Here is a 25485-nt window from a genome sequence, read left to right as displayed (position 1 = left end):
AATATGACGATGGAAACGACTTTACTCATCATCGGCGGTGGACCGGGCGGCTATGTGGCCGCCATCCGCGCCGGCCAACTGGGCATCAAGACCGTGCTGGTCGAAGGCGCCCAGCTGGGCGGCACCTGCCTGAACGTGGGCTGCATTCCGTCCAAGGCGCTGATCCATGCGGCCGAGGAATTTCACAAGGCCTGCCATTACGCAGGCGACTCGCCCCTGGGCATCCGCACGGCGGCTCCAAGCATCGACGTCAACCGCACCGTGGCCTGGAAGGAAGGTATCGTCAAACGCCTGACCGGTGGCGTCGGCGCGCTACTGAAGAAGAACGGCGTGCAAGTGGTCCGCGGCTGGGCCCGCATCCTCGACGGCAAGACGGTCGAGGTCGTGGGCGCGGAAGGCGGCAAGACCGGCGCGGCCAACGACGCCGGCGGCCAGACCACGCGCATCCGCTGCGAGCACATGCTGCTGGCCACCGGTTCCGAAGCCGTCGAGCTGCCCTTCATGCCTTTCGGCGGCAATGTCGTGTCGGCCACCGAGGCGCTTTCGCCCGAGACCCTGCCCGGCCACCTGGTGGTGGTCGGCGCCGGCTACATCGGCCTGGAGCTGGGCACGGCCTACCGCAAGCTGGGCGCGCGCGTGACCGTCATCGAAGCAGCCGGCCGCGTGCTGCCGGCCTACGACGACGAGCTCTCGCGGCCGGTCGCGGCGCGTTTGAAGTCGCTGGGCGTGGAACTGCACCTGGAATCGAGCGTGCTGGGCATGAGCGAGGACGGCAAGTCCGTGCGCATGAAGAATGGCGGCGGCGAGGAAGTGGCGATCGAGGCCGACCGCGTGCTGGTGGCCGTCGGCCGCCGTCCGCGCACCACCGGCTTCGGGCTGGAAAGCCTGATGCTGGACATGAACGGCCGCGCGGTACGCATCGACAACCAGTGCCGCACCTCGATGCGCAACGTCTGGGCGATCGGCGACCTGGCCGGCGAACCGATGCTGGCCCACCGCGCCATGGCGCAGGGCGAGATGGTAGCCGAGATCATCGCCGGCAAGCGCCGCCACTTCATGCCGGCGGCGATCCCGGCGGTCTGCTTCACCGATCCGGAAGTGGTGGTGGTCGGTCTGACTCCGCAGGAGGCCGCGAAACAGGGCCTGGACTGCATCAGCGCCAGCTTCCCCTACGCCGCCAACGGCCGCGCCATGACCATCGAGGGGACGGACGGCTTCGTGCGCGTGGTCGCGCGCAAGGACAACCACCTGATTGTGGGCTGGCAGGCGGTCGGCAGCGCGATTTCCGAGCTCAGCACGGCCTTCGTGCAGTCGATCGAGATGGGCGCGCAGCTGGAGGACGTGGGCGGCACCATCCACGCCCACCCGACCCTGGGCGAGGCGGTGCAGGAGGCGGCGCTGCGGGCTCTAGGGCACGCGCTGCATATCTGATCCGGACGCACGCATGCGGACGGGAAACCCGCTCTGGCGTTTCCCGTCCGCTCCCGATTCCTGAAACCTTACTGCTTGTTGCGCCCGCGCTCGTCCTCGGCCTGCCGGCTGCCTGCATTGCCGGTACTCAGGCTCTCGATGCCGCCCAGGCCGGGCTGCAACTCGCCCGCTTCTTCACTGCCGGCCCCGGTATCCGAGCCGACCACATCGTCCAGCCGCGAATCCGACTGCTTGTTGCCGACGTCGCTGTGTCCCCAGTCATTGTGCTGGTTGCCGGCGCCGCCAATGTCGGCGCCGTCCCTCGGTTGCTTCGATTCGTTGGGTATTGCCATGCAAAACTCCTTTACTGGCGGTTGCCGGTCTTGTCGCGGTTCTTGTTGCCTATGCCTTCCATCCCGGTCTTCATCCCTTCCGGGTCGGTGGGACGGAAGCCCTGGCGTTCTTCCTGCTCAGTGCCGGGGCTCAGCCAGTCATCGGTACGTGATTCCGACTGGGAATTTCCTGCACCGGTCTGGCCCGACATGCGGCCGATATCGCCGGTGCCGCCCGTGCCCACGCTCGCGGCCGAGCCGGTCCCGTCCTTCGTCACCTGCTCGTAGCTGCGCCCTTTCGGGTTCTTGCTCTCGTTCTGGTTGGACATGATGCCCTCCTCTCGGTAAGGTTTGATTCATCATAGTCCGACCCCGGACGATGGCAAATAGGCAGGCGCCCGGCTGTCTTGTAGGACATGTCGGGCGGGGCATTGTGGAATAATCAAGCTCATGAACAAACAACACACGCTCGTCCTGTATGCCCACCCTGCGCCGCACCGCTCGCCGCTCAACCGCCGCCTGGCGGACGCCGCGCGCGAAACCCCCGGCGTCATCGTGCAGGATCTGTACGACACCTACCCGGACTTCGACATCGACGCCGAGCGCGAACGCGCCCTGGTCCAGGGTGCCGGGCTGCTGGTCTTCCTGCACCCGATCCGCTGGTACGGCATGCCCTCGCTGCTGAAGGAGTGGATGGATGTGGTGATGGTGCCCGGCTGGGCCTATGGCAAGCCGGACGCCGTCCTGCGCGGAAAGGGCTACTGGCTGGTGGCGACCACGGGCAGCGGCGAAGAAGCCTACCAGCCCGGCGGCCTGCACGGACGGCCCTTCGCCGACTTCCTCGCCCCCTTCGAACAGACCGCCGCCCTGTGCGGCATGGACTGGATCGCACCGCTGGTCATGCACGGCGCGGCCCAGGCCGGCGAGGCGGCGATCGAGGCCCACATCGCCGAATTCAGGCGCCGCCTGCAGGCTTATACGGAGTAAGACGATGGAACACAGCCTGCTCACCAATGCTCTCGTCTACCTGGCCGCCGCGGTGGTCGCGGTGCCGCTGTCGAAACGCCTCGGCATGGGCACCGTGCTCGGCTACCTGGCGGCCGGCATCCTGATCGGACCCTACGGCCTGAAGCTGATCGCCAACGTCGAGGATGCGCTGCACTTCGCCGAATTCGGCGTGGTGCTGCTGCTGTTCCTGATCGGCCTCGAACTCGAACCCGAGCGCCTGTGGTCGCTCCGCCGCCCGATCTTCGGCTGGGGCGGCGCGCAGGTGGCGGCGGTCGCGCTGGCCCTGTTCGGCGCGGCGCTGCTGCTGGGTGTCGGCTGGAAGCTGGCGCTGATCGCCGGCCTCGGGCTGTCGCTGTCCTCGACCGCCATCGCGCTGGCCTCGCTGGAAGAACGCAACCTGATGCCCACGCCTGCCGGCCAGGCCGGATTCGCGATCCTGCTGTTCCAGGACATCGCCGCGATTCCGATGATCGCCATCGTGCCCCTGCTCGGCATCCCCGACGATGCCGGCTCAGGCGGCAACTTCTGGCTGGCCACGCTCAAGGTGGTCGGCGTGCTGGCCGGGATCATCGTCGGCGGCCGCTATCTCGTGCGCCCGCTGCTGCAGGTCATCGCCCGCACCGACACGCGCGAGATCTTCACCGCCTTCGCCCTGCTGCTGGTGATCGCCATCGGACTGCTGATGCAGTGGATCGAGATGTCGATGGCGCTGGGCGCCTTCATGGCCGGCGTGCTGCTGGCCGATTCCGAATACCGGCACGCGCTGGAGACCGACCTCGAACCTTTCAAAGGCCTGCTGCTCGGGCTGTTCTTCATCGCGGTCGGCATGTCGGTGGACTTCGCCGTCTTCCTCGCGCATCCGTGGCGTATCCTGGGCCTGGTGGCGGGCTTCCTGCTCATCAAGACCGCCGTGCTGTACGCGCTGTCGCGCATCTTCGGCATCGCCCGCGGCCAGCACCTGCAGTTCGCGCTGCTGCTATCGCAGGGCGGCGAATTCGCCTTCGTGGTGTTCGGCGCAGCCGCCACCGCCAGAGTATTCACCGAGGACGTCGCCTCGATGCTGGTGGTCGTGGTGGCGCTGTCGATGGTGGTCACGCCGCTGGTGCTGATGGCCTACGACCGCATCATGGCGCGCCGCGAGTGCAAAGAGAACAAACCCGATGCCGACGCCATCGAGCCGAACGAAGACCACGTGATCATCGCCGGCTTCGGCCGTTTCGGCCAGATCGTCGGCCGCTTCCTGAACGCGAACGGCATTAAGCTCACCGTGCTGGACCACGACCCCGACCAGATCGAGGTGCTGCGCCGCTTCGGCTTCAAGGTCTTCTACGGCGACGCCACCCGCGCCGACCTGCTGCGCGCCGCCGGCGCCGCCCGCGCCCGCGCGCTGGTGGTGGCGATCGACGACGTCGAAGACAGCCTGGAGCTGGTCGAGACCGTGCGGCGCGACTGGCCGGAGCTGCAGATCTTCGCGCGCGCCCGCAACGTCACCCACTACTACCAGCTGATGGACCGCGGCGTCAGCATGATCGAACGCGAGACCTTCGAGTCATCCCTGCAGATGGGGCGCGCCGTGCTGACGGCCGGCCTCGGGCACAACGCCTACCGCGTGCGCCAGGCGGCGCTGAAGTTCAGGAAGCTGAACATCGCCAACGTGCATGCGGTCTACCCGTTTTACAAGGACCGCGAACAGTACGAGTCGGTGGCGAAGCGGGCGCGCGAGGAGCTGGAAGAGATGATTGCGCGGGACCGGCGGGCGCAGGAGGACGAGACAAGACATGACTGGGATTGAGAGCGCCCCGATGAACTACAAGCACATCATCGATAGCCTGGCCGATGGGTGCAGCTACCGGCACGCGCTGTTTCATCATCTCCCTGGGGGCCTGCGTTTCGAGCTATCCGAAAGCGGCGGCCCGCTCGATCTTGTGCTGACTGCGCTGCGCAAGGCAAGCGTCATTTGCGAAGAGGTCTTTGAGGCCGACAGCGCCATCCTTGTGCACCTGCAGCGTTTCGTGTCGTCGTCGCGCTTCGGGCTGAGAGGCAGCCTTCGCGCGTTCCGTGACGCCGGCATTGCGATACCGGAACGCCGCGACACCTGGGTTATAGCGGTGGATGAGACCGACGATTTCGGTGCAGGGTTCTGGGTGAACTGCGCGTTCGAAGTCCCGGCGTCCGTGTTACAAAGTCTGCTCTGGTGCGCTCTCGTCAAGGATTTCCCTGCCCTACGCCCGAATCCGCACTGCCAGATATACCTCATCGATGCGGCAAACGGCACCCTCGCGCATCCTTACGACGACAGGGGCATGGACATCATCTGCGGGGCCCCTTCGCGCCTTCAGGGCCTGTACGAGAAGCATAATCGCTGGCTCCTCGACCATGACAGGGAAGCCATGGCGAGGACGTTCAAGGCGGGCTGAGTCAGGCCGTACGGCCGCCGACGTCAGCGCGGGTAAACGAAGCCGGTGCGGATATCCATCGGCAGCAAGCGGCCACCCTCGCGCACCATCAGGCGCTTGGGCGGCTCGTCGCCGGCCAACGTACCGGGCGTGAGGGACAATCCTTCGCCCTTGCGCATCAGCGGGTCGCAGCGTTCGACCACGTTGGCGTAGCCGGTGGCCTTGATAAGCGCCTGCACCACGGCCACCTTCCAATGGTCGACCCCGGCGGCATTGAACTGGCACACCAGATAGCCAGGGACGCCGCCGTAGCTGTGCACCAGCAGCCCGGACAAGCCGTCTTTGTCGCCATCGACCAGCAGGAACAGGGCTTCCGGGTCGGCCGTGCGCATGGCACCGGCGCGCAGCTCGACCGCAGCCTGGACCCGGCGCTTGATCATCGCATGGTCGACCGGCTCGTCCTCGCGCAAGGTCCAGACGCGGGCCGCGACCTGCGATTTGGCGTTGTAGGCTGCGCGGGCGAGGAACTGGCGCGACGAGGACTGCACGATCGCAGTGGCGCCCGGCTTGTTGCGTTCCGAAGGCTTGCCTTCGACCTTGTCGATGGCGGAGACGTAGATCAGCGGGTCGCCGGACAGCAGGCTGCGTTCCTTGCCCTGTTTGATGGTGATGATGAGCATGTGCGGCTTTCGTTTCGAGGGACGGGATGATACAGCACCGCCGCCGCCTCGCCCGGATACTGTCATTTCTGGCAGGCGTTGATGTTGTCAATTTGAAATAGAATCACCCCATTACGTCCCTGGAGCCAACATGCCTGCCGCACTGTCACCACGTCGTTTCACCCTCAAGGCCGCCAGCGCGGCAGCCCTCCTCGCTTTGCTTGGCGCGAGTGTCCCGGCTTCGGCTGCGCCCTTCGCATCGACCCGCATCACGGTCGCCACCTCCGGCGCCGGCCCGGACGTGGTCCTCATCCCCGGCCTGAACTCCTCGCCACGCGTGTGGACCGAGATGATCAAGGCCGTGCCCGGCTACCGCTACCACCTGGTGCAGGTGTCCGGTTTCGCCGGCCAGCCCAAGGGCGGCAACGGCGAAGGCCCGGTGGCCGCGCCGGTGGCCGAGGAAATCGACCGCTACATCAAGGAAACCGGCTTGAAGCAGCCGGCCGTGATCGGCCATTCCATGGGCGGCACCATCGGCATGATGCTGGCGGCGCGCCATCCGGGCGATCTGTCGCGCCTGATGGTGGTCGACATGGTGCCCTTCCTGGGCGTGTTCTTCGGCGGGCCCGGCGCAACGGCCGCCACCATCGTGCCGGTTGCCGACCGCATCGAAGCCGGCATGCGCGCGGCGACGCCGGAAGACCGCAGCAAGCGCGCGGCCGCCACCATCAACAGCATGGTCGACAACGAAGCCATGCGCGTCGGGGCGATCGAGGATTCGATGCGCAGCGACGCCGACGTCGGCACGCGCGCCTACCGCGAGCTGATCGTCACCGACCTGGGGCCGGAGCTATCCAAGATTTCGGTGCCGGTGACGGTGCTGTACATCCAGCCGAAGTACGTGCCGATCCCGGCCGAGCAGTTCGATGCGGTGTACAAGGGCGCGTTCGCGCCGGTGGGCAAGCTGAGCTTGAAGCGGGTGCCGGACAGTGCGCACTTCATCATGTGGGACCAGCCGGTGCGCTTCCAGTCGGAGGTGAAGGAGTTTTTGGCTAAATAACCGTCATTCCCGCGTCCGCGGGAATGACGCACTAACTAGGCGCCGGCTGATCGGTCCACGTGGGCCCAGCCGTGACCGGCTTCCCATCCACCCAATCCACCCGGTCGATGCACATCCTGCGCGCGGTCTGCGCAGGATCCCAGGCGTGGTACACGATCCAGGTCTCGCTGCCGCCAGGGGACACCGTGAACGAGTTGTGCCCCGGCCCCAGCAATTCTCCAGTCTGGGGCGTCCGCATCAGCAGCGCCTCGTGCCCACCCTCGGGCCGGCGGTAGGGCCCCTCGGCGTGCCTGGACACCACGTAGCTGACGCCGTAGTTCTCCTTCTCCCACGCACCGCCGCTGTAGAAGCAGTAGTAGTGCCCATCGCGGTACAGCACCGCCGCGCCCTCGACCGTGTGCCAGTCGTAGACGCTGCCGTACATCGGCCGGTCCTTGCGGAACACGTGCCAGTCCTGGTGCGGGCGCACCACCACGCGCGGCGCGCCGGCCAGGGTCGTCATGTCGAGCAGCTGGTCGACCACGATGCCGGTGCCGATGCGCTCGTCGTGTGAGGCTTCGAGGAAGTCGACGCAGTAGAACAGCCACCACTGCCCTTCATCGTCGCGGAAAGGATGGGCGTCGATCGAGAACGGCTGGTCGGGCACCAGCAGCTTGCCGGCGTCGTAGAAGGGCCCGGCCGGGTGCTCGGCGACGGCCACCCGCAGCTTCTGGTCGGTGCCCTCGGGCGCGTTGCCGGACGAGTAGTACATGTAGAAGCGGCCGTCGTGGCTGGCCACTTCCGGCGCCCAGAAGTGGTAGCCCTGCTCCGCCTCCATGCCGGCCGCCGGCACCAGCGCGTGCCCGAGCGGCTGCCAGCTCACCAGGTCGGTGGAACGCAGCACCGGGACCTGCCGGCCGTCGTCACCGCCCGGGCCGGTGCCGTAGGCGTAGTAGACCCCGTCGTGCCGCAGCACGAAGGGATCGGCGAAGATGTCCGGATAGACCGGATTGCGGTAAGTCTTGTTCATATCAAGGCGCACTTACAGCGAAAAGCGCAGGCCCAGTCCGTAGGTAGTCGGGTTGTAGCGAATGTCGCGCGGGCGGATCGGGTCGTTTAAATAGCTCTCGAACTTCTCCTTCGTGATGTTGATCGCGTCGAACTGCAGCGAGATGTTCGGCGTGATCGCATACGACAGGCTCAGGTCGACGAAGGTGGCCGCCTTGACGTGGCGGTCCTGGCCGAAGCGGGGCTCGGCGATCTGCTCGACGTAGTCGCCACGGTGGGTGGCGCTCAAGCGTCCGGTGATGCCGTTGCCTTCGTACAGCAGGGCGAAGTTGTAGTTCTTCTTCGCCACGCCGATCAGCGGTGTCGTCGCCAAGCTGTTCCCCGTCGACGACACCAGGGTCTGGTTCTCGCCCAGGATCCAGGTGTAGTTGGCCTGCGCGCCGAAGTTGCTCCAGATGCCGGGGAGGAAGTCGAAGAACTTCTGGATGCCCAGCTCGGCGCCCTTCAGCTTGCCGGAGCCGGAATTCTGCGGCCGCGTCACGCGGTAGTTCAGGCCGCCGATCGTCTCGTTCGACTCCATGTTCTGCAAGTAGCCGTCGATGTCACGATGGAACAGCGCGATCTGCGCGTAGCCGTTCTTGGGGAAATAATACTCCAGGGTGGCGTCGAAGTTCTTCGAGCGCGTGGGGCTCAGGTTCGGGTTGCCGGCCGAGCCCGTGCCCGGCGCGTTCACCGTCGGCGGAATCAGGGACAGCGCCGGATTCAGCGACGCAAAGTCCGGATAGGTCAGGGTCTTGCCGTAGGAGAGGTGCGACTGCAGGTTCTCGCGCCAGGCGATCACCGCCGAGGCGCTCGGCAGGAAGTTGTTGTCGCGCGAGGACACGTCGATCGGGCTGACCACGTCGCCGATGCGGCTGTTGCCGAGCAGGCTGCGGCTGATGCGCATGTAGCGCCCGCCGACGGTGCCGCTGATGCCGATCTCGTTGAATTTGGTTTCCCAGCGGCCCTGCAGATACAGGGTGGTGTTGTTCTCGTTCTGGCTGAAGGCGCGGGTCGGGTCTTCCGCCACGCGGCCGGGGGCGGCGCCGTAGAAGGCGCGCACGGTGTCCGCCTGGTCGATCAGGAAGTCGTGCGAGGGCGTCACCCACGGGCCGCCGAGCCGGTCCAGTCCCGGCACCAGGGTTTCGAAGGACGGACCGAAAGCGCCGATCGGCGAAGCGCGGGTACCGCTGATGTCGCTGTGGCCTTCGGCGCCCTTGAAGCCGGCGCGGCGCTGGGACAGGCGGATGCCGCTGTCGATGCTGCGGAAGAAGCCCTCGTCGCCCAGGCGGTAGCTGCCGTCGAGGCGCCACTGGGTCTGCTCGCCGGTCGAGATGCCCCAATTCTGCACCATCCCGCGCAGCACGAACTGGCTGGGGTCGCGCAGCGCGTTGGCGCTGGTCGGCGTGGTGACGGTGTTGTAGCCGCCGTGGCCGTCCCTGCCGTAGGTGTAGACGTTGATGCTGGCGCCCGGGATCTGCTGGTCGACGATCACGGTGTCGTTGACGAAGGTCGACTTGGTCCAGGCGAAGTTGGACGACGCCTTCCACGGGCCGTCCTTGTAGTTCACCGCCAGGTTCAGGTAGTGCGTGGTGGTGTGCTCCTTCTGGCCCCAGGTCGAGGTGGCGGTGTAGGGATCCCAGTCGTAGGGACCGCCGAACTGCGCAGCGCCCGCGTAGGCCGACTGGATCGGGCAGATGGAGCCGTTCGGCGTGTTGCAGTAGTCGCCCTGCGGCGCCAGCACGACGTTGCTCAGGCGCGGGGTCCAGGTGACGATGCCGAGGATGTAGTCGACCGCGTTGCGCGCGCGGTAGCCGGTGCCGAGGTACTGGGCGGCGACGTCCATCTGCGGGCTGATCTTCCACTGCAGTGCGCCGTGGATGCTGCCGCGGTCGCGCTTGCCCTGGTTGTAGATGCCGCCGACGTTGGGCAGCTCGCCCAGGCGGTCGCCGGCCTTCAGCGGCGCGATCGGCTGGTCGTCGTTCAGGCGCACCGCGGTGCCGTCCGGGCTGACCGAGAAGATGCGGTCCGGGCGGTCGACCCATTGCACGGGATAGCCCCAGTTCTCGCGGTTGAACTGGACGTCGACCAGGGCGCCGATCTCGCCGTAGCTGGTGTTCCAGCGCTTGCTGACGGCGAAGCCGCCGGCCGGGTTGTTCTTGTCGCTGGTGGCGCTGGAACCGTTGATCTTCTGGCGCCGCTCTTCGAGGAAGCCGGTGACGTTATAGCCCCCGTCCTCGGCGCGCTTGATGTCGAAGGGCGCGCGCAGGCGCACGTTGACGGCGCCGGCGATGCCGCCTTCGAGCTGGTTCGCGGTCGCGCTCTTGTACACGTCCAGGCCGCCGATCGACTGCACCGGCAGGTCCTGGTAGGACAGGCGCCGGCCGTTGCCGGTGAAGATCTGGTTGCCATCGATGGTCGTCACCACGTCGGGCAGGCCGCGGATGATGACGGTGCTGGTCTCGCCGCGGTCGCGGCCCACCTGCACGCCGGCGATGCGCTGCAGGGCGTCGCCGGTGGCGCGGTCGGGGAACTTGCCGATGTCCTCGGCGTTGATGGAGTCGACCACCTGGTCTGCATTGCGCTTGATCGCCTCCGCGCTACGGATGCTGCTGCGCAGGCCCGTCACCTGCACCTGCTGGATCTGCGCGGGCTGCGTGGATGCGGCGGGGCTGGCGTCACTCTGGGGCGCGGCATCGGCGCCGGGTGCGCCCTGCTGGACATTGGCCTGGTCGGATTGGGATGGCGGCGTGCCGGCGCTGCTCTGCGCGAAGGCGGCCGAATGGGCGATCAGGGCAAGAACCGCCGCGCAGACAGGGCGAAGCTGGAAGCTGGTCATGCAAGTCTCCTGAAAAATATTAGTAATAATTTTTATCAGGAAGCTAACGCAAAAGACTATACAAGAGCGCGCGCTTGCACGATTTCCGTGACCGTTTTACAACGCTGGACGCGCCACCGAATCCCGGCTCACCAGCGGGCATTCACTCTTGAAAACGCGGTTTTCGGCCTTGCCGCCGCGCGCCTGGGCGATCAGAGTTTCCGCCGCCCAACGCCCCATTTCGTAGTTTGGTAACAACACAGTTGTCAAAGGCGGATGGGTGTAGCGCGCCAGGTCCTGGTCGTCGTAGCCGACTACGGACAGGTCGCGCGGCACCGCCAGTTTGAGTTCGCGCGCCGCATCCAGCGCACCCAGCGCCATCAGGTCGTTGGCGCAGAACAGCGCGCTGGGCCGGTTCGCGGCATCCAGCAGCGACAAGGCGTGCGCATAGCCGCTGTCGACCTGCCAGTCGCCCTCGCGCACGAGCAGCGGGTCGAAGGGGATGTCCGCCTCAGTCAGCGCCAGCCGGTAGCCCTTCAAACGGTCGCTGGCCGCCTCGATCCAGCCTTCGCCGTTGATGAAGCCGATGCGGCGGTGGCCGTTCGCCACCAGGTGCATGGTGGCCGTATAGCCGCCCTGCTGCTCCGCCGGCACCACGGCCGGGTGGCCGCGCTCGCGCTCATGGCAGTTGAGGAGGACCGTCGGCACCCCGTCCAGCGCCGGCGGCAGCGTCACGGCGCGCGTAAAGATGGTGGCGTAGATCACGCCCAGCAGCGCCGGGTGGTCGAGCATGCGCGCCAGCACCGCCTGTTCCTGCTCGGGGTCGCCGCGGGTGGCGAAGGCCGCCACCAGGCAGTCCTGGTCCCAGGCGCCGTCCTTGGCGCCATCCATGGTCTGCATCGCGTGCGGGCTGGTGGTCAGTTCGTCGGTCAGGTAGATGATGAGGTTGCGGGTTTCCTTGACTGCGCCGGGGCGGTTGTCGATGCGTCCATGGTGGCGCTCGAGCGGATAACCGAGCTCGCGGGCGATCCGCAGCACCGTCTCGCGGGTGGCGTGCGAGACCTTGGCCCCGCTCAGGTGATTGATCACCAGCGAGACCGTCGACTGCGACACGCCGGCCAGCTTGGCGATGTCGGTCATGGTCGGACGGCGGCCGCGCGCAGGCCTGCTCATCGTGCGCCGTCCCTAATGCGCAGGCGCGGCGCGGCGCTGCGGCTGCTGCGTGCGCGTGCGGGCATGGCGACGCCGTCGGCGCCGAACAGATAGGCCTGGCCCGGCTCGAAGGCCAGCAGCACGCGCGTGCCGGTGGCTGGCGCCGGCTGGCCGCTGCCGCACTTCACGGCCACCATTTCGGGCGCCTCCTCGACCTGGACATAGGCCAGGGTGACGTCGCCCAGGTATTCGACCAGGCTCACCGTGCCCGGGATGCCGCCTGTGTCTCCCTCCTCCGCACGCAGCATGCGCAAGTGCTCGGGCCGCACGCCCAGGGTCAGCTTCGCGCCCACCGCCGTGCTGTCGACGTCGGCCGCAACATCCACCTGGGCCCCACCCGCCAGGCGCACGGTGGCGATGGCGCCCTCCTCGCCCACCAGGCTGGCATCCAGGAAGTTCATGCGCGGCGAGCCGAGGAAGCCGGCCACGAACAGGTTGGCGGGTCTTTCATATAACTCGAACGGCGTGCCCACCTGCTCGACGCGGCCCGCGTTGAAGACCACGATCTTCTGGCCCAGGGTCATGGCCTCGACCTGGTCGTGGGTCACGTAGATCATGGTGGTGGCCAGTTCGCGGTGCAGGCGGGCCAGCTCGACCCGGGTCTGTGCGCGCAGTGCCGCGTCCAGGTTGGACAAGGGTTCGTCGAACAGGAAGACCTCGGGTTTACGCACGATGGCGCGGCCGATTGCCACGCGCTGGCGCTGGCCGCCCGACAGGGCTTTCGGCTTGCGGTCCAGCAGGTGCGCGATCTGCAGGATCTCGGCGGCGCGCTGCACGCGGTCCGCGATCTCGTCCTTCGGCAGTTTGGCCAGCTTGAGCGCAAAGCCCATGTTCTCGGCCACCGTCATGTGCGGGTACAGCGCATAGCTCTGGAACACCATGGCGATGCCGCGTTTGGACGGATCGACGCCCAGGCTGGGCACGCCGCCAATCTCCAGTTCCCCCGCACTCACATCTTCGAGCCCGGCGATGATGCGCAGCAGGGTCGACTTGCCGCAGCCGGACGGGCCGACGAAGACCACGAACTGGCCGTCCGCGATGTCGAGGTCGATGCCCTTGATGACGGGATTGTCGCCGTAGTCCTTACTGATGCCGCGCAGCCTTACAGAAGCCATTTCCACTCCTTTTATATTTTTATCCCTTCAGACCGCTCGCCGCCAGGAAGCCCTGCGTCACCCGGCGCTGGAAGGCCACGTAGGCCAGCGCCACCGGCATCGCGCCCAGCAGCGCCGCCGCCATCAGCTGGGCGTAGCGCACCCCGAAGGCGTCGTAGGTCTGGGTCAGTCCCAGCGGTATGGTCATCATATCGTTCGAGGTGACGATGATGAAAGGCCAGAGGAAGTTATTCCAGGCCGCGATGAAGGTCACGATCGCCATCGCCCACACGATATTCCCCGAGATCGGCAGGTACACGCTCCACAGCACCCGCAGCGGGCCGGCGCCGTCGATGGTCGCGGCTTCGCGGAAGTCGGCCGGGATCTCGTCGAAGAACTGCTTGAACACGTAGATGACCACCGGCGCCACCACCTGCGGCAGCACGATGCCGGCATAGGTGTTGATCAGGCCGAGCTGGTTCATGGTGCGGAACAGGGGCACCAGCAGCGCCTCGAACGGTAACAGGAACGCTAGCATGGCAATCCCGAACAGGACCGACCGGCCGCGGAAGCGCAGCTGCGAAAAGGCGTAGGCGGCCATCAGGCTGATCGCCATCGTCACCACGGTCACCAGCAGCGCCACCAGGAAGCTGTTGAACAGCCAGCGCACGACATTGCCGGCGCCCAGGGTCTTGGCGAAGGCGTCCAGGGTCCAGGTCTGCGGCAGCCAGTGGAACTCGGCGGAGACGGTTTCCAGTTCCGGGCGCAGCGCGGTGCTGAGGGCCCACAGCAGCGGCGCTGCCCACAAGGCGGCCAGCAGCACGGCCGCAATCACGCCGATGACGGACCAGCCAACATTTGAACGGCCGTTCATACGTCTCTCCTTGCCAGCCAGCGCACGACACCGGCCTGCAGCACCGACAGCAGGATCACGATGGTCACGAAAGCCATCGCGATCGCCGCCGCGTAGCCGGCATCGCTCTGGGTGAACGCGGTTTCGTACATGTAGTGCAGCGTGACCCGCGTGGTATTGAAGGGCCCGCCGGAAGTCAGGATATAGGTCTGGCCGAATACCTTCAGCGAGGCGATGATCTGCAGGATCAGGGCGGTGGTCGCAACCGGGCGCAGGGCCGGCCAGGTGATCGAACGGAACAAGGTGAAGCCGCGCGCACCGTCCAGCGCCGCCGCTTCGTACAGGTCGGAAGGGATGTTGCGCAGGCCGGCCAGGAACAGCAGCATGTTGAAACCGACCGTCCACCACACGGTGCCGATCGCGACCGCGGGCAGCGCCCAGTACGGATCCGCCAGCCAGGGCCGCTGGCCGCCGAGAATGTGGTTGATCACGCCGCTCGAGGGCTGCAGCATCCAGTCCGCGATCAGGGTCATCACCGAGATCGGCAGCACGAAAGGCAGGAAGAACACGCCCTGCAGCCAGGCCTGGGCCTTGACGAAGCGGTTGACCAGCAGCGCCATCACCAGGCCCAGCGCCGTCAGCGGGATCACGGTCAGCAGCGCGAAGTAAAAGGTGTTCAGCACCGAGTCCCAGAACGAGGGGTCGTTGAGCAGGGTGTGGTAGTTGGCCAGCCCGACGAAGGCATTGGTGCGGGTCAGGCTGCTCTCGGTGAGGCTCATCCAGAATGTGACGCCGGCCGGCACCAGGAAGAACAGCAGGAACACGATCACGAAGGGGGCAAGCAGCAAGCTGGCCGGCAGGCCTTCGCGGCGCGCGCTGGTGAGGACTAGATCGTTCGGTTTCATCCGGCTCCTCAATAGCGTGGCGGGTTCTTGCGGATCAGACGCGCGCCCTCGGTCTCGAAGCGATGCACCGCCTGCGCCGGCGTCATGTAGCCGTACAGCGCGGCCGGCAGGAACTTCGAGGCGATCGCTTCCAGCGGCCCGGCGGCACCCATGTACCAGCCGTCCGGATCGTAGACCACATTGTGCGCGGCTTCCGCATACTGGGCGTTGGGCTGCAGCGCCAGTGCTTCCGGCGACTCGGCCACCGCGCGGTAGGCCGGGATGTGGCCGCCCTCGGCCCAGCCCATCGAGTGCTTGCTGACGTAGGCGACGAAGCGCAGCACCGCCTGCACCTTGGCCGGGGATGGCGGATTGCCGGCGTTCGAAGGCATGGCGAAGGCGTGCGAATCGGCCCATGCGCTGGCATTGGCATACATCTTCGGCAGCGGCACGATGCCGTATTCGAAGCCCAGGCTGCCGGCCTTCGAGGCGCGCACCAGCTCCGGGACTTCCCACACACCGTTCAGCATGAACGCGGCGCCGCCGCCCATGAATTGCGACGTCGACGCCGGATAATCGAGACCGGCCTGGGCATAGCCCTTGCGGAACCAGTCGCTGATGCGGGTCAGCGTGGCCGCGCCGGCCGGGCCATAGCTGTACTGGCCGTTGCGGACGATGGCGACGTTCTGCTGTGCCAGCATCGACAGCCACAGGCGCCAGATCGCAAACGAGCTCTGGCTGCTCTCCATGGTCAGGCCGTGACGGTGGCTGGTCTCGGTGGCGATGCGAAAGGCGTTCGTGAGTGCATCGACGCCTTCGATGGGCTTCAGTTTTCCGTCGCCGTCGAGCAGCCCGGTATTCGCCAGCAGGGTCTTGTTGTAGTAGAGGACCAGCGGGTGCATGTCCAGCGGCACCGCCCAGGCTTGGCCCTGCCAGCGCGACTTCTCCCACTGGCGCGGCAGGTAGTCGCTGCCCTTCAGGCCGACGGATGCCAGCTCGGCGTCCGTGATCGGGCGCAGCACGCCGCCGCCGGCCAGGTTGACCAGGCGCGACAGGTGCACGGTGGCCAGGTCCGGCCCGGCGCCGACCACCGAGGAGGTGATCAGCTTCGTATAAAACGGCTCGCCCCATTTCAGGGTCGTGCTCACCACGCGCACCTCGCGCTGGCTGGCGTTGAAGTCCTCGACCAGGGCCCGCATGCGGGCGCCGTCGCCGCCGCTGAGCAGCGTCCACATCCTGACCTCAACCTGGGCCCATGCCGGCGCCGGCCCTGCGGCCAGCGTTACCAGCAGCGCGACGGCGGCGGCGAGGGTCCATCCTCGTCTCGCCACGTCGTCATCTCCATTCTCTTTTTTATGTGCTGTCGGAGCGCTGCCGTGCTACTCGATCCATCCCGGTCAGGCCGCCTTGCGCCGCACCCGCACTCCCGCGCCGCCACGGCTCCGGCGTTCGAATCCACCCGGACCGGTCGGCGGACTGGCCGGCGGATCGTCCGGGCCCGGATCGTTCGGTCCCGGCGCGGCCGCAGCCTTACCGTTCCCCTGGCGCTCGCCCGGATAGGCTAACACTTCTGCAATATCTCCGACGCGCGTCCATTCTATAGGGAAATCCGGCCCGCGCCGCGCCAGCCAGCGCTTGGCGTGCCCGAGCGGATCGAGATGCCAGTCCTGCAGATGGGCGTCGGGACCGCGCGTGGCCTTGGCCAGCGCCTCCACCGGGGCTTTCGGCACCCGGTCCTCGGTCAGCAGGCCGTTCTTTTCCAGGAAGGTGTCGGTCAGCTGGGTATAGCAGAAGCCGGACAGCGGACGGCAGGCGTGGACGGCCGCCATCAGCTGCTGGTAGCGCGCCAGCAGCTCCTTGCCGTCCTTGGCCACCGAATAGCCCCAGCCCGGCTCCTCGTTGCTCTTCATGAGGGCAATGCCGCCGAACTCCGACAGGAACAGCGGCTTGCCGACGCCGGTGAAACCGTCGATCACCAGCCGGCGCCGGTCCGGCTGCACGTGCTGCAGCGTGTAAGCGACGGCATCGCGGCTGCCGTAGCGCTCGACCAGCACCTTCGGATCCTGCGCGTAGTCGTGCACGCAGACCAGGTCGCCGCAGGGCATCTCCCAGCCGTCGTTGCCGACCACCGGCCGGGTGCCGTCCAGCGCACGGGTCATGTGGTAGAGGGCGCGCACGAAGTCGACCTGGCGGCGGTCGTTCATCAGTTCGGGCACGCCCCAGGATTCGTTGGTAGGCACCCAGGCCACGATGCAGGGGTGGGAGATGTCGCGCTCGACCAGCTCCTTCCACTCTTCCATCACGCCGTGCACGGTAGCGCTGGAGAAGCCGTAGGCCGAGGGCATCTCGCCCCACACGCACAGGCCCAGCACGTCGCACCAGTAGAGCCAGCGCGGGTCTTCGGACTTCTGGTGCTTGCGCACGCCGTTGAAGCCGAGCCGTTTGATCAGCAGGACGTCGTGGCGCAGCTGGTCGCTGGAGGCCACCATCAGGCTGTCCGGCCAGTAGCCCTGGTCCAGCACCATGCGGAGGAAGTAAGGCCGGCTGTTGAGGACGAAATGGTCGCCCTCGACGCTCACCGTGCGCAGCGCCGTGTAGCTCTGCACGCTGTCGATCAGGTTGCCGTCGCTGGTCCTGATCTCGATCTCGGCGTCGATCAGCTGCGGGCTTTCGGGGCTCCACATCCACAGGGCTCTGGCGTCGTCGATGCCGGGGTCGGGCAGCTGGAAGATGCGCGACAGCCGCGGCCCGGTCAGCAGGCAGCGGTCGGCCACCAGCAGCTTGTCGCCCAGCTTGAGGGTGACGTTGGCCATGCCGCCTTCCGGCACGTGGGCGAGGTCGGCGTCGAGCCGGATCTGCCAGGACGCGACGTCGGCGGTCCAGCGCAGCTGGCTGACGTGGGCGCGCGGCAGCTTCTCGATCCACACCGTGCGCCAGATGCCGCTGGAGCGCGGATACCAGATCTTGTGCGGCTCCGGCTCCCAGTCCATCTTGCCGCGCGCCTTGTGCATGTCCTGCGGATCGTCCTCGGCCTGCACCACGACCTCGAGCAGCGAGCCGTCGAGGTGGCGGCTGACGTCGATCGAGAACGGGCTGTGGCCGCCGCGGTGCTCGACCGCGAAGCGGCCGTTGACCCACACGCGGGCGCGGTAGTTGACGGCGCCGAAGTGCAGGATCAGGCGCTCGTCGCGCGAGGGCGCCATCGATGGGTCGAGCTGGATCTGGCGCTTGTACCAGACCCGGCGCCGGTAGCCGCGGTCATGCACGCCGCTGGTGCGCGCCTCGGGTGGATACGGGACCACGATGGTACGGTCCCAGTTGACTTCGGATGGGTCGGCGCACGCGGCAAGGTCGTCGAGCATGGCCTGCCATGGGCCATCCAGGCTGCGCCAGGCGGCGCGGCGTAATTGGGGGCGGGGGTATTCCACGATCAGCTCCTGCTGTTCTTATGAGCCTATTTAATGACCCGCCGCACCCGAAAGCAAGCGCTTTCGCGCCTCGTTACATCTGGTTTCACGCCCTGTATTTTTATGGCGACAGCGCGCTGACGGCGACCCGCACGACGGTGGCGCGCCGGCCCGCGCCGCCCATCGCGACGAGCCCCAGACGGGCGTCCTGGCCGAGGCGATGCGTCCACGTACCGCCGCCGACCCAGTTGCGGCCATCCTGGCTCGAATACCCTGTGTAACGTTCGACGCCCCCATCCCGGTGGACATCGAGGCGCAGCCAGGTGGTGGCGCCGGGCGTGCCGGCCAGGGTGTTCCCGTAGCGCGGGTAGAACTGCTCGACGGGCGCCATCTCTTTCGCGAACTCGACCTGGCGCAGGCCTTCGCGCGCCATCTCGACCAGCTTGACGTAGTTGTCGTCGTCGCGCATGACGACCAGGCCTGCCTGCACCGCGGTGGTGCAGCAGTCTTCCGGCGCGTCCAGGCGGAGTTCAAGCTCGACTCGGTAATCGCCCTTCGGCAGCGCGGCCTGCAGCACGCTGGCGGTGTTGTTGTCGACGTGGAGGTCGGCGTCCTGGGTGCTCAGCTGCAGGCCTTCTCGGCCGAGCGACCAGCCGCTTTTATCGCGCGGACGCAGCCAGGTCCAGCGCGGATTCAAGGCTGTGCTTTTGAACTCGTCCTGCCACAGCGGGCGGACACGAACCGCTGCGTGTAGCGCGCGCGGATGCTGCTCCGCGCGGGCGCCTTCGATGACGATCGGCGCCGGCATCGCCTGGTCGGTCGGCGCCTGGCCGCCACCCGCCACCGGCCAGCCGTCGACCCAGTCGATACGGTCGAGCAGCGCCAGGCGGCGGGTCAGCTTGTCCTTCGCGCTGAAGAAGGGCTCGGCCTGGTCGATGCCGTGGTAGATGGTCCACCACTGGCCGGCGGCGTCCGTGAACACGGTGTTGTGGCCGACGCCGATCCAGCGATTGCCGTTCTGGAGCAACAGCGGCGTGCCGCCCGCGCGCCCCTTCGCCATGTCGTTGCCGTAGCGGTCGAGGAAGGGCCCTTCCGGTTTGCGGGCGCGGCCCGTGTAGACGGCGTAGCCGGTCAGCGGGCCGTTGCAGCAGTCGGTGGCGGACGCGAACAGATACCACCAGCCGTCATGGAACTTGACCTCGGCGCCCTCGTAACGGCCGGGCGCGCCCACCATGCTCGCCTGCCCTTCGGCGCGCATGCCGTCCTCGCTCAGCCGCGTGACGAAGATGCCGCCGCCGTAGCTGCCGTAGTAGAGGTATTTACGGCCGTTCGCCTCGATCACCTTGGGATCGAAGGTCCAGTGGAAATTGCAGCCCGGGCCGGCGCGACGCGGCATCACGACCGGCGTGGTGCTGGCGCGCCAGGGCCCGGTGGGCGAGTCGGAGGTGGCCACGCCGATCGCGCTGTCGTTGCCGCAGCCCTTCTCCGGACTGTGCTCGTCGACCACGTCGGTGACCGTGAAGTAGAGGTAGTAGCGGCCGTTCAGGTATTCCGGCTCCGGGGCCCACAGTCCCGAGGTGGGTGCGGCCAGCCCGGCCGGCCGGTCCGAGAAGGCGTCGCCGACGAAGTCCCAGTGCACCAGGTCGGTGGAGCGGTAGATCGGGATCATGCGGAAATGCCAGCCGCCGTCCTTGCCGGCCGGGTCGCGCTCGCGCTTGCTGACCGGGTCGCTGGTGCAGTACATGTACCAGGTGGGGGCGCCGTTTTTTCCACCGGCGCGCGGGTCGCGCAGCACCGCCGGGTCGGCGCAGTTCTGGGCGGGTTCGCCGCTGGCCAGGCGGACCGTGAGCGGGTTGTGGTAGGCGCGGGTAGAGGCGGCTGGTTCGGCGGAGCTGGCGAGCAGCGGCAGCGTCAGCAGGACCGCGGCAAGGGAGCGGAACGGGTGCATGGGCGTCTCCTCGGATTTTTGCGGAAGAGGATACCGTAGCGTTGACCGCGCCGTTGCACGTTTGGAATTAGTGCCCAGCCGTCTTCGAAAACAGATTCATCACCAGCACACCCGCCAAAATCAGCGCGATGCCCGCCAGCGCCCCGGCATCCAGCTTCTGCCCGTACAGCAGCCAGCCCGCCAGCGTAATCAGCACGATCCCCACGCCAGACCACACCGCATAGGTCACACCCAGCGGTATCGAACGCAAGGTCAGCGCCAGCATGTAGAAGGCGATGCCGTAGCCGCCCACGACCAGCAGCGAGGGCAAGGGACGGGTGAAGCCGGCGCTGGCCTTCAGGGCCGTGGTGGCGACGGTTTCGGCGAGGATGGCGATCGCCAGGCAGATCCAGTTATTCATGCGGCAATTATGAACAAGACCTCGCGAACAAGCCAGCGCCAGCCGGCCTGGTCCCGGCGGCGAAAACGACAGTCTGGTATCATGCGGGGCCATTCCACCAGGTCCAGTACGAACGCCGATGCAGATCCGGTTCCTCCCGCGCCTACTCCCGGCCGCCTGCCTGCTGGCCTGCGCCGGCCATGCCGCAAGCGCCGCGGAGAACGCGGTACTGCGGCCCTGGCCCGCGAAGCAGGCGACGCCGGCGCTGCGCCTGTCCGCACTGGACGGCAAGGAGTGGACGCTGGACCAGTTGCGCGGCAAGGTCGTGGTGGTGAATTTCTGGGCCAGCTGGTGCGGGCCCTGCGTGGACGAGCTGCCGGTGCTGAACGCGCTGGCGGGCCAGGATCCGGCGAAGGTGGCCGTGGTCGGGGTCAACTACAAGGAGCCGCTCGACACCATCGAACGCTTCTCGGCGGCCCATCCCTTTGCCTACCCGGTGCTGCGCGACCGTAGCGGCGAGATGTTCAAGCAGTGGACCGCCGGTGTGATGCCGACCACGATCCTGGTCGACCGCAAGGGCCGCGCGCGCTGGCGCAGCGCGGGCGAGATCGGGGCCAGCGACACGCGCCTGAAAGCAGCAATCGACGCCCTCGTGGCCGAATGAAGAACAACGCATAATTAACAACATCCAGACTGGAAGACTTCGACGACATGAACATCAAACCGACGAACCGCCGCGCCCTCCTGAAAGCCGCCACCGGCGCCCTGCTGGCCGGCGCCCTGCCGCGTACTCTGCTGGCCCAGAACGCCGCGGAAGCCGAACGCCATTTCGACCCGCGCCCCGGCGACTGGAAGAGCTATGAAGTCGTCACCCGCGTGAACCTGCAGCGCGCGGCCGGCCCGTCGACCGTCTGGATCCCCCTGCCCTCGGTCGACACCGACTGGCAGCGCACCTTGTCGAACAACTGGTCGGGCAACGCCAAGAGCATGAAGGTTGGCAGCGACCCGCGCTACGGCGCCCGTTTCCTGGTGGCCGAATTCGACGGCAGCGCACCGCCGATGCTGGAAGTCGTCTCGCGCATCCAGACCCGCGACCGCGCCGAGAACTGGAAGAAGCCGGGCGCCGGCGCCGAGTCCGCCGAGGACCTGCGCCTGTGGCTGCAGCCCACCGACCTGATGCCGCTGGACGGCATCGTCAAGAAGACGGCCCTGCAGATCACCTCGGGTGCGAAGACCGATGAAGACAAGGTCCAGCGCATCTACGACTGGATCGTGCTGAACACCTTCCGCGAGCCGAAAGTCAAAGGCTGCGGCACCGGCGACATCAAGACCATGCTGGAGACCGGCAATTTCGGCGGCAAGTGCGCCGACCTGAACGGCCTGTTCGTCGGCCTCTGCCGCGCTGCCGGCGTGCCGGCGCGCGACGTCTACGGCATCCGCATTGCCCCGAGCGCCTTCGGCTACAAGGAACTGGGCGGCAAGCCAGCCTCGCTGCAGGGCGCCCAGCATTGCCGCGCCGAGGTCTACCTGAAGCGCCACGGCTGGGTCGCCATGGATCCGGCCGACGTCGCCAAGGTCATGCGCCAGGAAACCCCGAACTGGATCAAGGACCCTGACCACCCGGTCGTTGCGCCGGTCAAGCAGGCGCTGTTCGGCGGCTGGGAAGGCAACTGGATGGGCTACAACTTCGCCCACGACGTTCGCCTGCCCGGCGCCAAGCAGGGCAAGGTCGGCTTCCTGATGTACCCGCAGGCGGAAAGCCGCGGCGAGGCCTACGACTCGCTGGCGCCTGACAGCTTCGCCTACACCATCACCTCGCGCGCCATCTGAGGTACAAGCGGCCATGGAAGCACCATCCGAACGCAGTGCCGGCAAGCTGATCGCCGTCGCCACACTGGCGGCGATACTGGCCTCGACCTGCTGCGTGCTGCCGCTGGTGCTGGTCCTGGTCGGCATCACCGGCGCCTGGATGGTGCACCTGACCGCGCTGAAGCCCCTGACGCCCTACGCGATCGCCCTCACCCTGGGCGCGTTGGGCTGGGCCGGCTGGCTGCTGTTCCGCCCGGCGCAAGCCTGCGCCGTGGATGACCCGGCCTGCACCACCACCCGGCCCGCCATGCGCAAGCTGTTCCTCGGCTGCGCCCTGTTCATCGCCCTGCTGCTCGGCTTTCCGCTGATCGCCCCCTTGTTCTATTGAGATTGAGGCCAATATGAAAACGATGAAAGCACTGACCCTGATCGCCATCTTGTTCGCAGCACCGTTCGCGCTGGCCAAGCAGCAGACCGTCAAGCTGAACGTGCCGACCATGGATTGCGCCACCTGCCCGATCACGATCAAGGCATCGCTGGTCAAGGTGCCGGGCGTGTCCAAGGTGCAAGTCAGCTACGAAAAGCGCGAAGCCGTGATCGTCTACGACGACGCTCAGGCCAGCGTGGCCGACCTCAAGAAAGCTACGGAAGACGTCGGTTATCCGTCGATGCTGAAGACGACCCGGCAATAAGCAATGTAGGGTGGGCACCCCGTGCCCACCCATGTGTAGGTGGTCCGCATGCAACCGTGGGCACAGAGTGCCCACCCTACGCCAGGCAGTAAAAGCTACCGGCGGGAAAGAACTGTTCCCGCCGTAATAGTTTGGAACAATTTCGTTCCGTGCGCGGCCGTATGCAGGATTACGATTCCTGCATGAACTTTACTTTTTCATCACCCGATGCCGGGGTCTGCACGGTCAAGCTTTGGGCCAGCGGACGCTACGGCTTCTCGCTGCCCAAGAAGGTCGACATCGTCGGCTGCGACGGCAACAAGGCCACCTTCTTCTATTACAACCGGAAGTTCCGCCTGACGGCAGAACTCAGCAACCGGGCCATCGTCAAAATCGCGATCGCCCAGTTCCTGGCCGGCGCCGGACGTGGCGAACCGGCCGAAATCGACCACGACACCCCGCCCTACGAAGGCCCGCTCACACCGGTGCGCTCGTCCGCGCCGCGTGCGCCCTTGCGGGTGAGGCCGGGAAAGTCCCACGCTCGCCTGCGGCCGCAGCCGCAAGGCGAGCCGGCCTGGGCGGAATAGTCACGAGGACGAGACCATCATGCGACTACAGTACACACCTGCACAGCTCCGCATGCTCATCCAGCGCGCGGAAACCCAGTTCGAGCTCACGATCGCGCAATCGCTGGCCGCCGACCCCGGCGGCAAGAATATCGCGCGCGCCTCGCACGCCGCCATCCACGAAACCGTGGTCAGCCTGATCAAGCTGTTCCGCGAGCAGATTCCCGGCGCGGCGGAGGTCGCAACCAGGCTGGCCCGCATGTACGCCAAGGGGGCGGATGCGAACGCCGGCGTGCCAACCCTGGACTGCCTGCGCAGCATTGCCAAGCTGACGCGCGAGGCGCGCGAGCGCTATCTGCCGGCGGTGGCGCCCACGGAGCCTGCCGAGCCCGAACCTGAGCGACGATAGACGCGCACGTAATCGACCAGCATCCGCTGCGGGAAGTTCGTCGTGGCGTCCGGACTGCCGGGCCAGTCGCCGCCCACGGCCAGGTTGAGGATCACGAAGAAGGGGTGCTCGAAGACCCAGTCGCCTTTCACTAGCGCAGGACGCGCTGTGTGGTAAAGGACGCCGTCGCGGTACCAGCGGATCTCGCGCGGTTCCCACTCGACGGCATAGACGTGGAAGTCATCGGCGAAGACGCCCTCGATACTGGACGGCTCGCCGAAGGCCTGCCCGCCCGAGTAGCCCGGGCCGTGCAGGGTGCCGTGCACGGTCGAAGGCTCCTTGCCGATGTTTTCCATGATGTCGATCTCGCCGCAGCGCGGCCAGCCGGTCCGCTCGCAGTCCGCGCCCAGCAGCCAGAAGGCCGGCCAGATGCCCTGCCCGCGCGGGATCTTGATGCGCGCCTCGAAGCGTCCGTGGGTACGCTCGAACAGGCCGGCGGTCTTGATCCGCGCCGAGGTGTACTGTTTGCCTTCCCAGTTCTCGCGGCGCGCCTCGATCACCAGATTCCCTTCGCTCACGCGCACGTTCTCCGGCCGTGCCGTGTAAAACTGCAGCTCGTGGTTGCCGAAACCATGGCCGCCGAGTTCATCCACCCATTTGCGGTGGTCGAGCGCCGTGCCGTCGAACTCGTCGCTCCAGTCCAGCACCCAGCCCGCCGGCTTTGGAGCCTGCTGCGCCTTCACGTGCCGCATCAGGCTCAGGAAGGTGTCGGTCCATACCGTCTTGCGGTGCGCCGCCAGGTAGCCCAGTAGCTCGCGGTGCGCCTCGTTGGAGGTCGTCAGGTAGTCGCCGCCGATGCCGTGGAAAGTGAAGTTCACCATGGTCCCCTTCGCCTCGGCGCGCTTGACGATGGCGATCAGCTCCTGCCCGCTCAGGCCAACGGGGGCCAGCACCGGCACCGCCCAAGGGTCGAGGGCCTCCATCGAATCGATCACGCCCGAACCTTCGCCTGACTTGATGGCCACGAAGGCCGTGCGCAGGCCGTCCACGTAATCCTGGCCCGATGCCAGCCGGTCGCCGCAGGGCACGGTATAGGTGCGCTCGACCGCCCCGTCTATCGCCTGCAGCATGGTATTCGCCAGTTCGACCTGGTCGCGCATCTGCGCGGGCGTGGTGGTGTCGAGGTCGCGCTGCGCCTGCACCCAGCTGCGGTCCGGCTTCGAATGCGCGCACTGGTGGAACAGCGAATGGTTGCCCAGTTCGTGACCGCGTTTCGCTGCCGCCCGCCATTCCGCCATGCGCTTCTGCACCGATGGGCTGGACAGCTGCAGGTAGAAGCTGCCCTTCAAGCCGTAGCGGTCGAGGTCAGGGATGGCGTGGTCGAGCTGGGAATCGATGGCGTCGTCGTAGGCCAGGCTGACGGCGGCGCGGGCGCCGTTCGGCCAGGCAAAGGGACGGCCCGCTGCCAGCGCGGAGTCGGTGCAAAGCGGCGCGCACATCAGCAGCGCCGCGGCCTGGATCAGGTCACGGATCTTCATCGTTCGGCAGTCTCCATTTTTTCTATT

The 25485-nt window shown here is 67.0% G+C and carries 25 protein-coding genes; 11 read left to right on the top strand and 14 right to left on the bottom strand.

Features of this window, described 5'->3' with window-relative positions; all coding sequences use genetic code 11:
- The first annotated feature begins 3 nt into the window (after nt 1-3).
- Nucleotides 4-1431 carry a dihydrolipoyl dehydrogenase gene (gene lpdA / locus AC07PE_RS11365; protein ID WP_498764296.1) on the top strand — a complete coding sequence of 476 codons (1428 nt, stop codon included), beginning with the start codon at nt 4-6 and terminating at the stop codon, nt 1429-1431.
- A 68-nt stretch (nt 1432-1499) separates the two neighbouring features.
- On the opposite strand, the gene AC07PE_RS11360 is transcribed toward lpdA, so the two are convergent.
- Both AC07PE_RS11360 and AC07PE_RS11355 read right to left on the bottom strand, forming a co-directional pair.
- The gene (locus tag AC07PE_RS11360; RefSeq protein WP_498764294.1) at nt 1500-1763 is read right to left on the bottom strand and encodes a hypothetical protein; all 264 of its coding nucleotides are present in this window, start codon (nt 1761-1763) and stop codon (nt 1500-1502) included.
- Nucleotides 1764-1774: 11 nt separating this feature from the next.
- Complete coding sequence (locus AC07PE_RS11355; protein ID WP_498764292.1) at nt 1775-2071, bottom strand: hypothetical protein; 297 nt, start codon at nt 2069-2071, stop codon at nt 1775-1777.
- Nucleotides 2072-2192: 121 nt separating this feature from the next.
- On the opposite strand from AC07PE_RS11355, the gene kefF reads away from it, so the two are divergent.
- From kefF to AC07PE_RS11340, 3 genes are read left to right on the top strand one after another with little or no spacing between them, the layout of a single operon-like run.
- Complete coding sequence (gene kefF, locus AC07PE_RS11350) at nt 2193-2729, top strand: glutathione-regulated potassium-efflux system oxidoreductase KefF (protein ID WP_498764290.1); 537 nt, start codon at nt 2193-2195, stop codon at nt 2727-2729.
- Between the two features lie 4 nt (nt 2730-2733).
- Nucleotides 2734-4542 (top strand): glutathione-regulated potassium-efflux system protein KefC, encoded by a 1809-nt coding sequence (gene kefC / locus AC07PE_RS11345; protein WP_498764288.1) that lies wholly within the window; start codon nt 2734-2736, stop codon nt 4540-4542.
- A gap of 10 nt (nt 4543-4552) precedes the next feature.
- Nucleotides 4553-5167 carry a DUF3885 domain-containing protein gene (locus AC07PE_RS11340; RefSeq protein ID WP_498764286.1) on the top strand — a complete coding sequence of 205 codons (615 nt, stop codon included), beginning with the start codon at nt 4553-4555 and terminating at the stop codon, nt 5165-5167.
- A gap of 23 nt (nt 5168-5190) precedes the next feature.
- Here the strand turns inward: AC07PE_RS11340 and AC07PE_RS11335 are convergent, their stop codons facing one another.
- Nucleotides 5191-5826, bottom strand: coding sequence for a class I SAM-dependent rRNA methyltransferase (locus AC07PE_RS11335; RefSeq protein WP_498764284.1), 636 nt, complete (start codon nt 5824-5826; stop codon nt 5191-5193).
- A 130-nt stretch (nt 5827-5956) separates the two neighbouring features.
- On the opposite strand from AC07PE_RS11335, the gene AC07PE_RS11330 reads away from it, so the two are divergent.
- Entirely contained in the window at nt 5957-6865 is a 909-nt protein-coding gene (locus AC07PE_RS11330; protein ID WP_498764282.1) for an alpha/beta fold hydrolase, read from the top strand.
- A 31-nt stretch (nt 6866-6896) separates the two neighbouring features.
- Here the strand turns inward: AC07PE_RS11330 and AC07PE_RS11325 are convergent, their stop codons facing one another.
- The 10 genes from AC07PE_RS11325 to AC07PE_RS11280 all read right to left on the bottom strand — a co-directional run bounded on the left by AC07PE_RS11325 (nt 6897) and on the right by AC07PE_RS11280 (nt 20507).
- Entirely contained in the window at nt 6897-7874 is a 978-nt protein-coding gene (locus AC07PE_RS11325) for a glycoside hydrolase family 43 protein (protein ID WP_498764280.1), read from the bottom strand.
- A gap of 12 nt (nt 7875-7886) precedes the next feature.
- Complete coding sequence (locus AC07PE_RS11320) at nt 7887-10730, bottom strand: TonB-dependent receptor (RefSeq protein WP_498764278.1); 2844 nt, start codon at nt 10728-10730, stop codon at nt 7887-7889.
- A 96-nt stretch (nt 10731-10826) separates the two neighbouring features.
- Entirely contained in the window at nt 10827-11882 is a 1056-nt protein-coding gene (locus AC07PE_RS11315; protein ID WP_498764276.1) for a LacI family DNA-binding transcriptional regulator, read from the bottom strand.
- Nucleotides 11879-13036 (bottom strand): ABC transporter ATP-binding protein, encoded by a 1158-nt coding sequence (locus AC07PE_RS11310; RefSeq protein ID WP_498764274.1) that lies wholly within the window; start codon nt 13034-13036, stop codon nt 11879-11881. Before AC07PE_RS11310 ends, AC07PE_RS11315 begins: the two co-directional genes overlap by 4 nt.
- Nucleotides 13037-13055: 19 nt before the next feature.
- Nucleotides 13056-13889 (bottom strand): carbohydrate ABC transporter permease, encoded by an 834-nt coding sequence (locus AC07PE_RS11305; RefSeq protein WP_498764272.1) that lies wholly within the window; start codon nt 13887-13889, stop codon nt 13056-13058.
- Entirely contained in the window at nt 13886-14773 is an 888-nt protein-coding gene (locus tag AC07PE_RS11300) for a carbohydrate ABC transporter permease (RefSeq protein ID WP_498764270.1), read from the bottom strand. Before AC07PE_RS11300 ends, AC07PE_RS11305 begins: the two co-directional genes overlap by 4 nt.
- Before the next feature lie 8 nt (nt 14774-14781).
- The gene (locus AC07PE_RS11295; RefSeq protein WP_498764268.1) at nt 14782-16083 is read right to left on the bottom strand and encodes an extracellular solute-binding protein; all 1302 of its coding nucleotides are present in this window, start codon (nt 16081-16083) and stop codon (nt 14782-14784) included.
- Nucleotides 16084-16149: 66 nt separating this feature from the next.
- On the bottom strand, nt 16150-18180 hold the full coding sequence (locus AC07PE_RS11290; protein WP_498764267.1) for a glycoside hydrolase family 2 TIM barrel-domain containing protein: 2031 nt from the start codon (nt 18178-18180) through the stop codon (nt 16150-16152).
- 100 nt (nt 18181-18280) lie between these two features.
- A complete protein-coding gene (locus AC07PE_RS11285) occupies nt 18281-20107 on the bottom strand; it encodes a family 43 glycosylhydrolase (RefSeq protein WP_498764265.1) in 1827 nt (608 codons plus the stop codon).
- Between the two features lie 67 nt (nt 20108-20174).
- Nucleotides 20175-20507, bottom strand: a complete 333-nt coding sequence (locus AC07PE_RS11280; protein WP_498764263.1) for a DMT family transporter — start codon at nt 20505-20507, stop codon at nt 20175-20177.
- Nucleotides 20508-20625: 118 nt separating this feature from the next.
- On the opposite strand from AC07PE_RS11280, the gene AC07PE_RS11275 reads away from it, so the two are divergent.
- From AC07PE_RS11275 to AC07PE_RS11250, 6 genes are all read left to right on the top strand, one after another.
- Nucleotides 20626-21150: a TlpA family protein disulfide reductase gene (locus AC07PE_RS11275; RefSeq protein WP_498764261.1), complete on the top strand. Its 525-nt coding sequence runs from the start codon at nt 20626-20628 to the stop codon at nt 21148-21150.
- Nucleotides 21151-21197: 47 nt separating this feature from the next.
- The gene (locus AC07PE_RS11270) at nt 21198-22316 is read left to right on the top strand and encodes a transglutaminase-like domain-containing protein (protein WP_498764259.1); all 1119 of its coding nucleotides are present in this window, start codon (nt 21198-21200) and stop codon (nt 22314-22316) included.
- Nucleotides 22317-22329: 13 nt separating this feature from the next.
- Entirely contained in the window at nt 22330-22683 is a 354-nt protein-coding gene (locus AC07PE_RS11265) for a mercuric transporter MerT family protein (protein WP_498764257.1), read from the top strand.
- A 13-nt stretch (nt 22684-22696) separates the two neighbouring features.
- The gene (gene merP, locus AC07PE_RS11260; RefSeq protein ID WP_498764255.1) at nt 22697-22987 is read left to right on the top strand and encodes a mercury resistance system periplasmic binding protein MerP; all 291 of its coding nucleotides are present in this window, start codon (nt 22697-22699) and stop codon (nt 22985-22987) included.
- A 182-nt stretch (nt 22988-23169) separates the two neighbouring features.
- Nucleotides 23170-23553, top strand: a complete 384-nt coding sequence (locus AC07PE_RS11255; protein ID WP_498764253.1) for a hypothetical protein — start codon at nt 23170-23172, stop codon at nt 23551-23553.
- Between the two features lie 52 nt (nt 23554-23605).
- Nucleotides 23606-23941 (top strand): hypothetical protein, encoded by a 336-nt coding sequence (locus AC07PE_RS11250; protein WP_498764251.1) that lies wholly within the window; start codon nt 23606-23608, stop codon nt 23939-23941.
- Here AC07PE_RS11250 and AC07PE_RS11245 read toward each other — a convergent pair.
- Nucleotides 23884-25458 carry a family 16 glycosylhydrolase gene (locus AC07PE_RS11245; RefSeq protein ID WP_498764249.1) on the bottom strand — a complete coding sequence of 525 codons (1575 nt, stop codon included), beginning with the start codon at nt 25456-25458 and terminating at the stop codon, nt 23884-23886. The genes AC07PE_RS11250 and AC07PE_RS11245 overlap by 58 nt on opposite strands.
- Between the last annotated feature and the right edge of the window lie 27 nt (nt 25459-25485).

The organism is Telluria sp. GW821-FHT07G12 (assembly GCF_059418525.1).
This window is presented reverse-complemented; position numbering and strand designations above follow the sequence as displayed.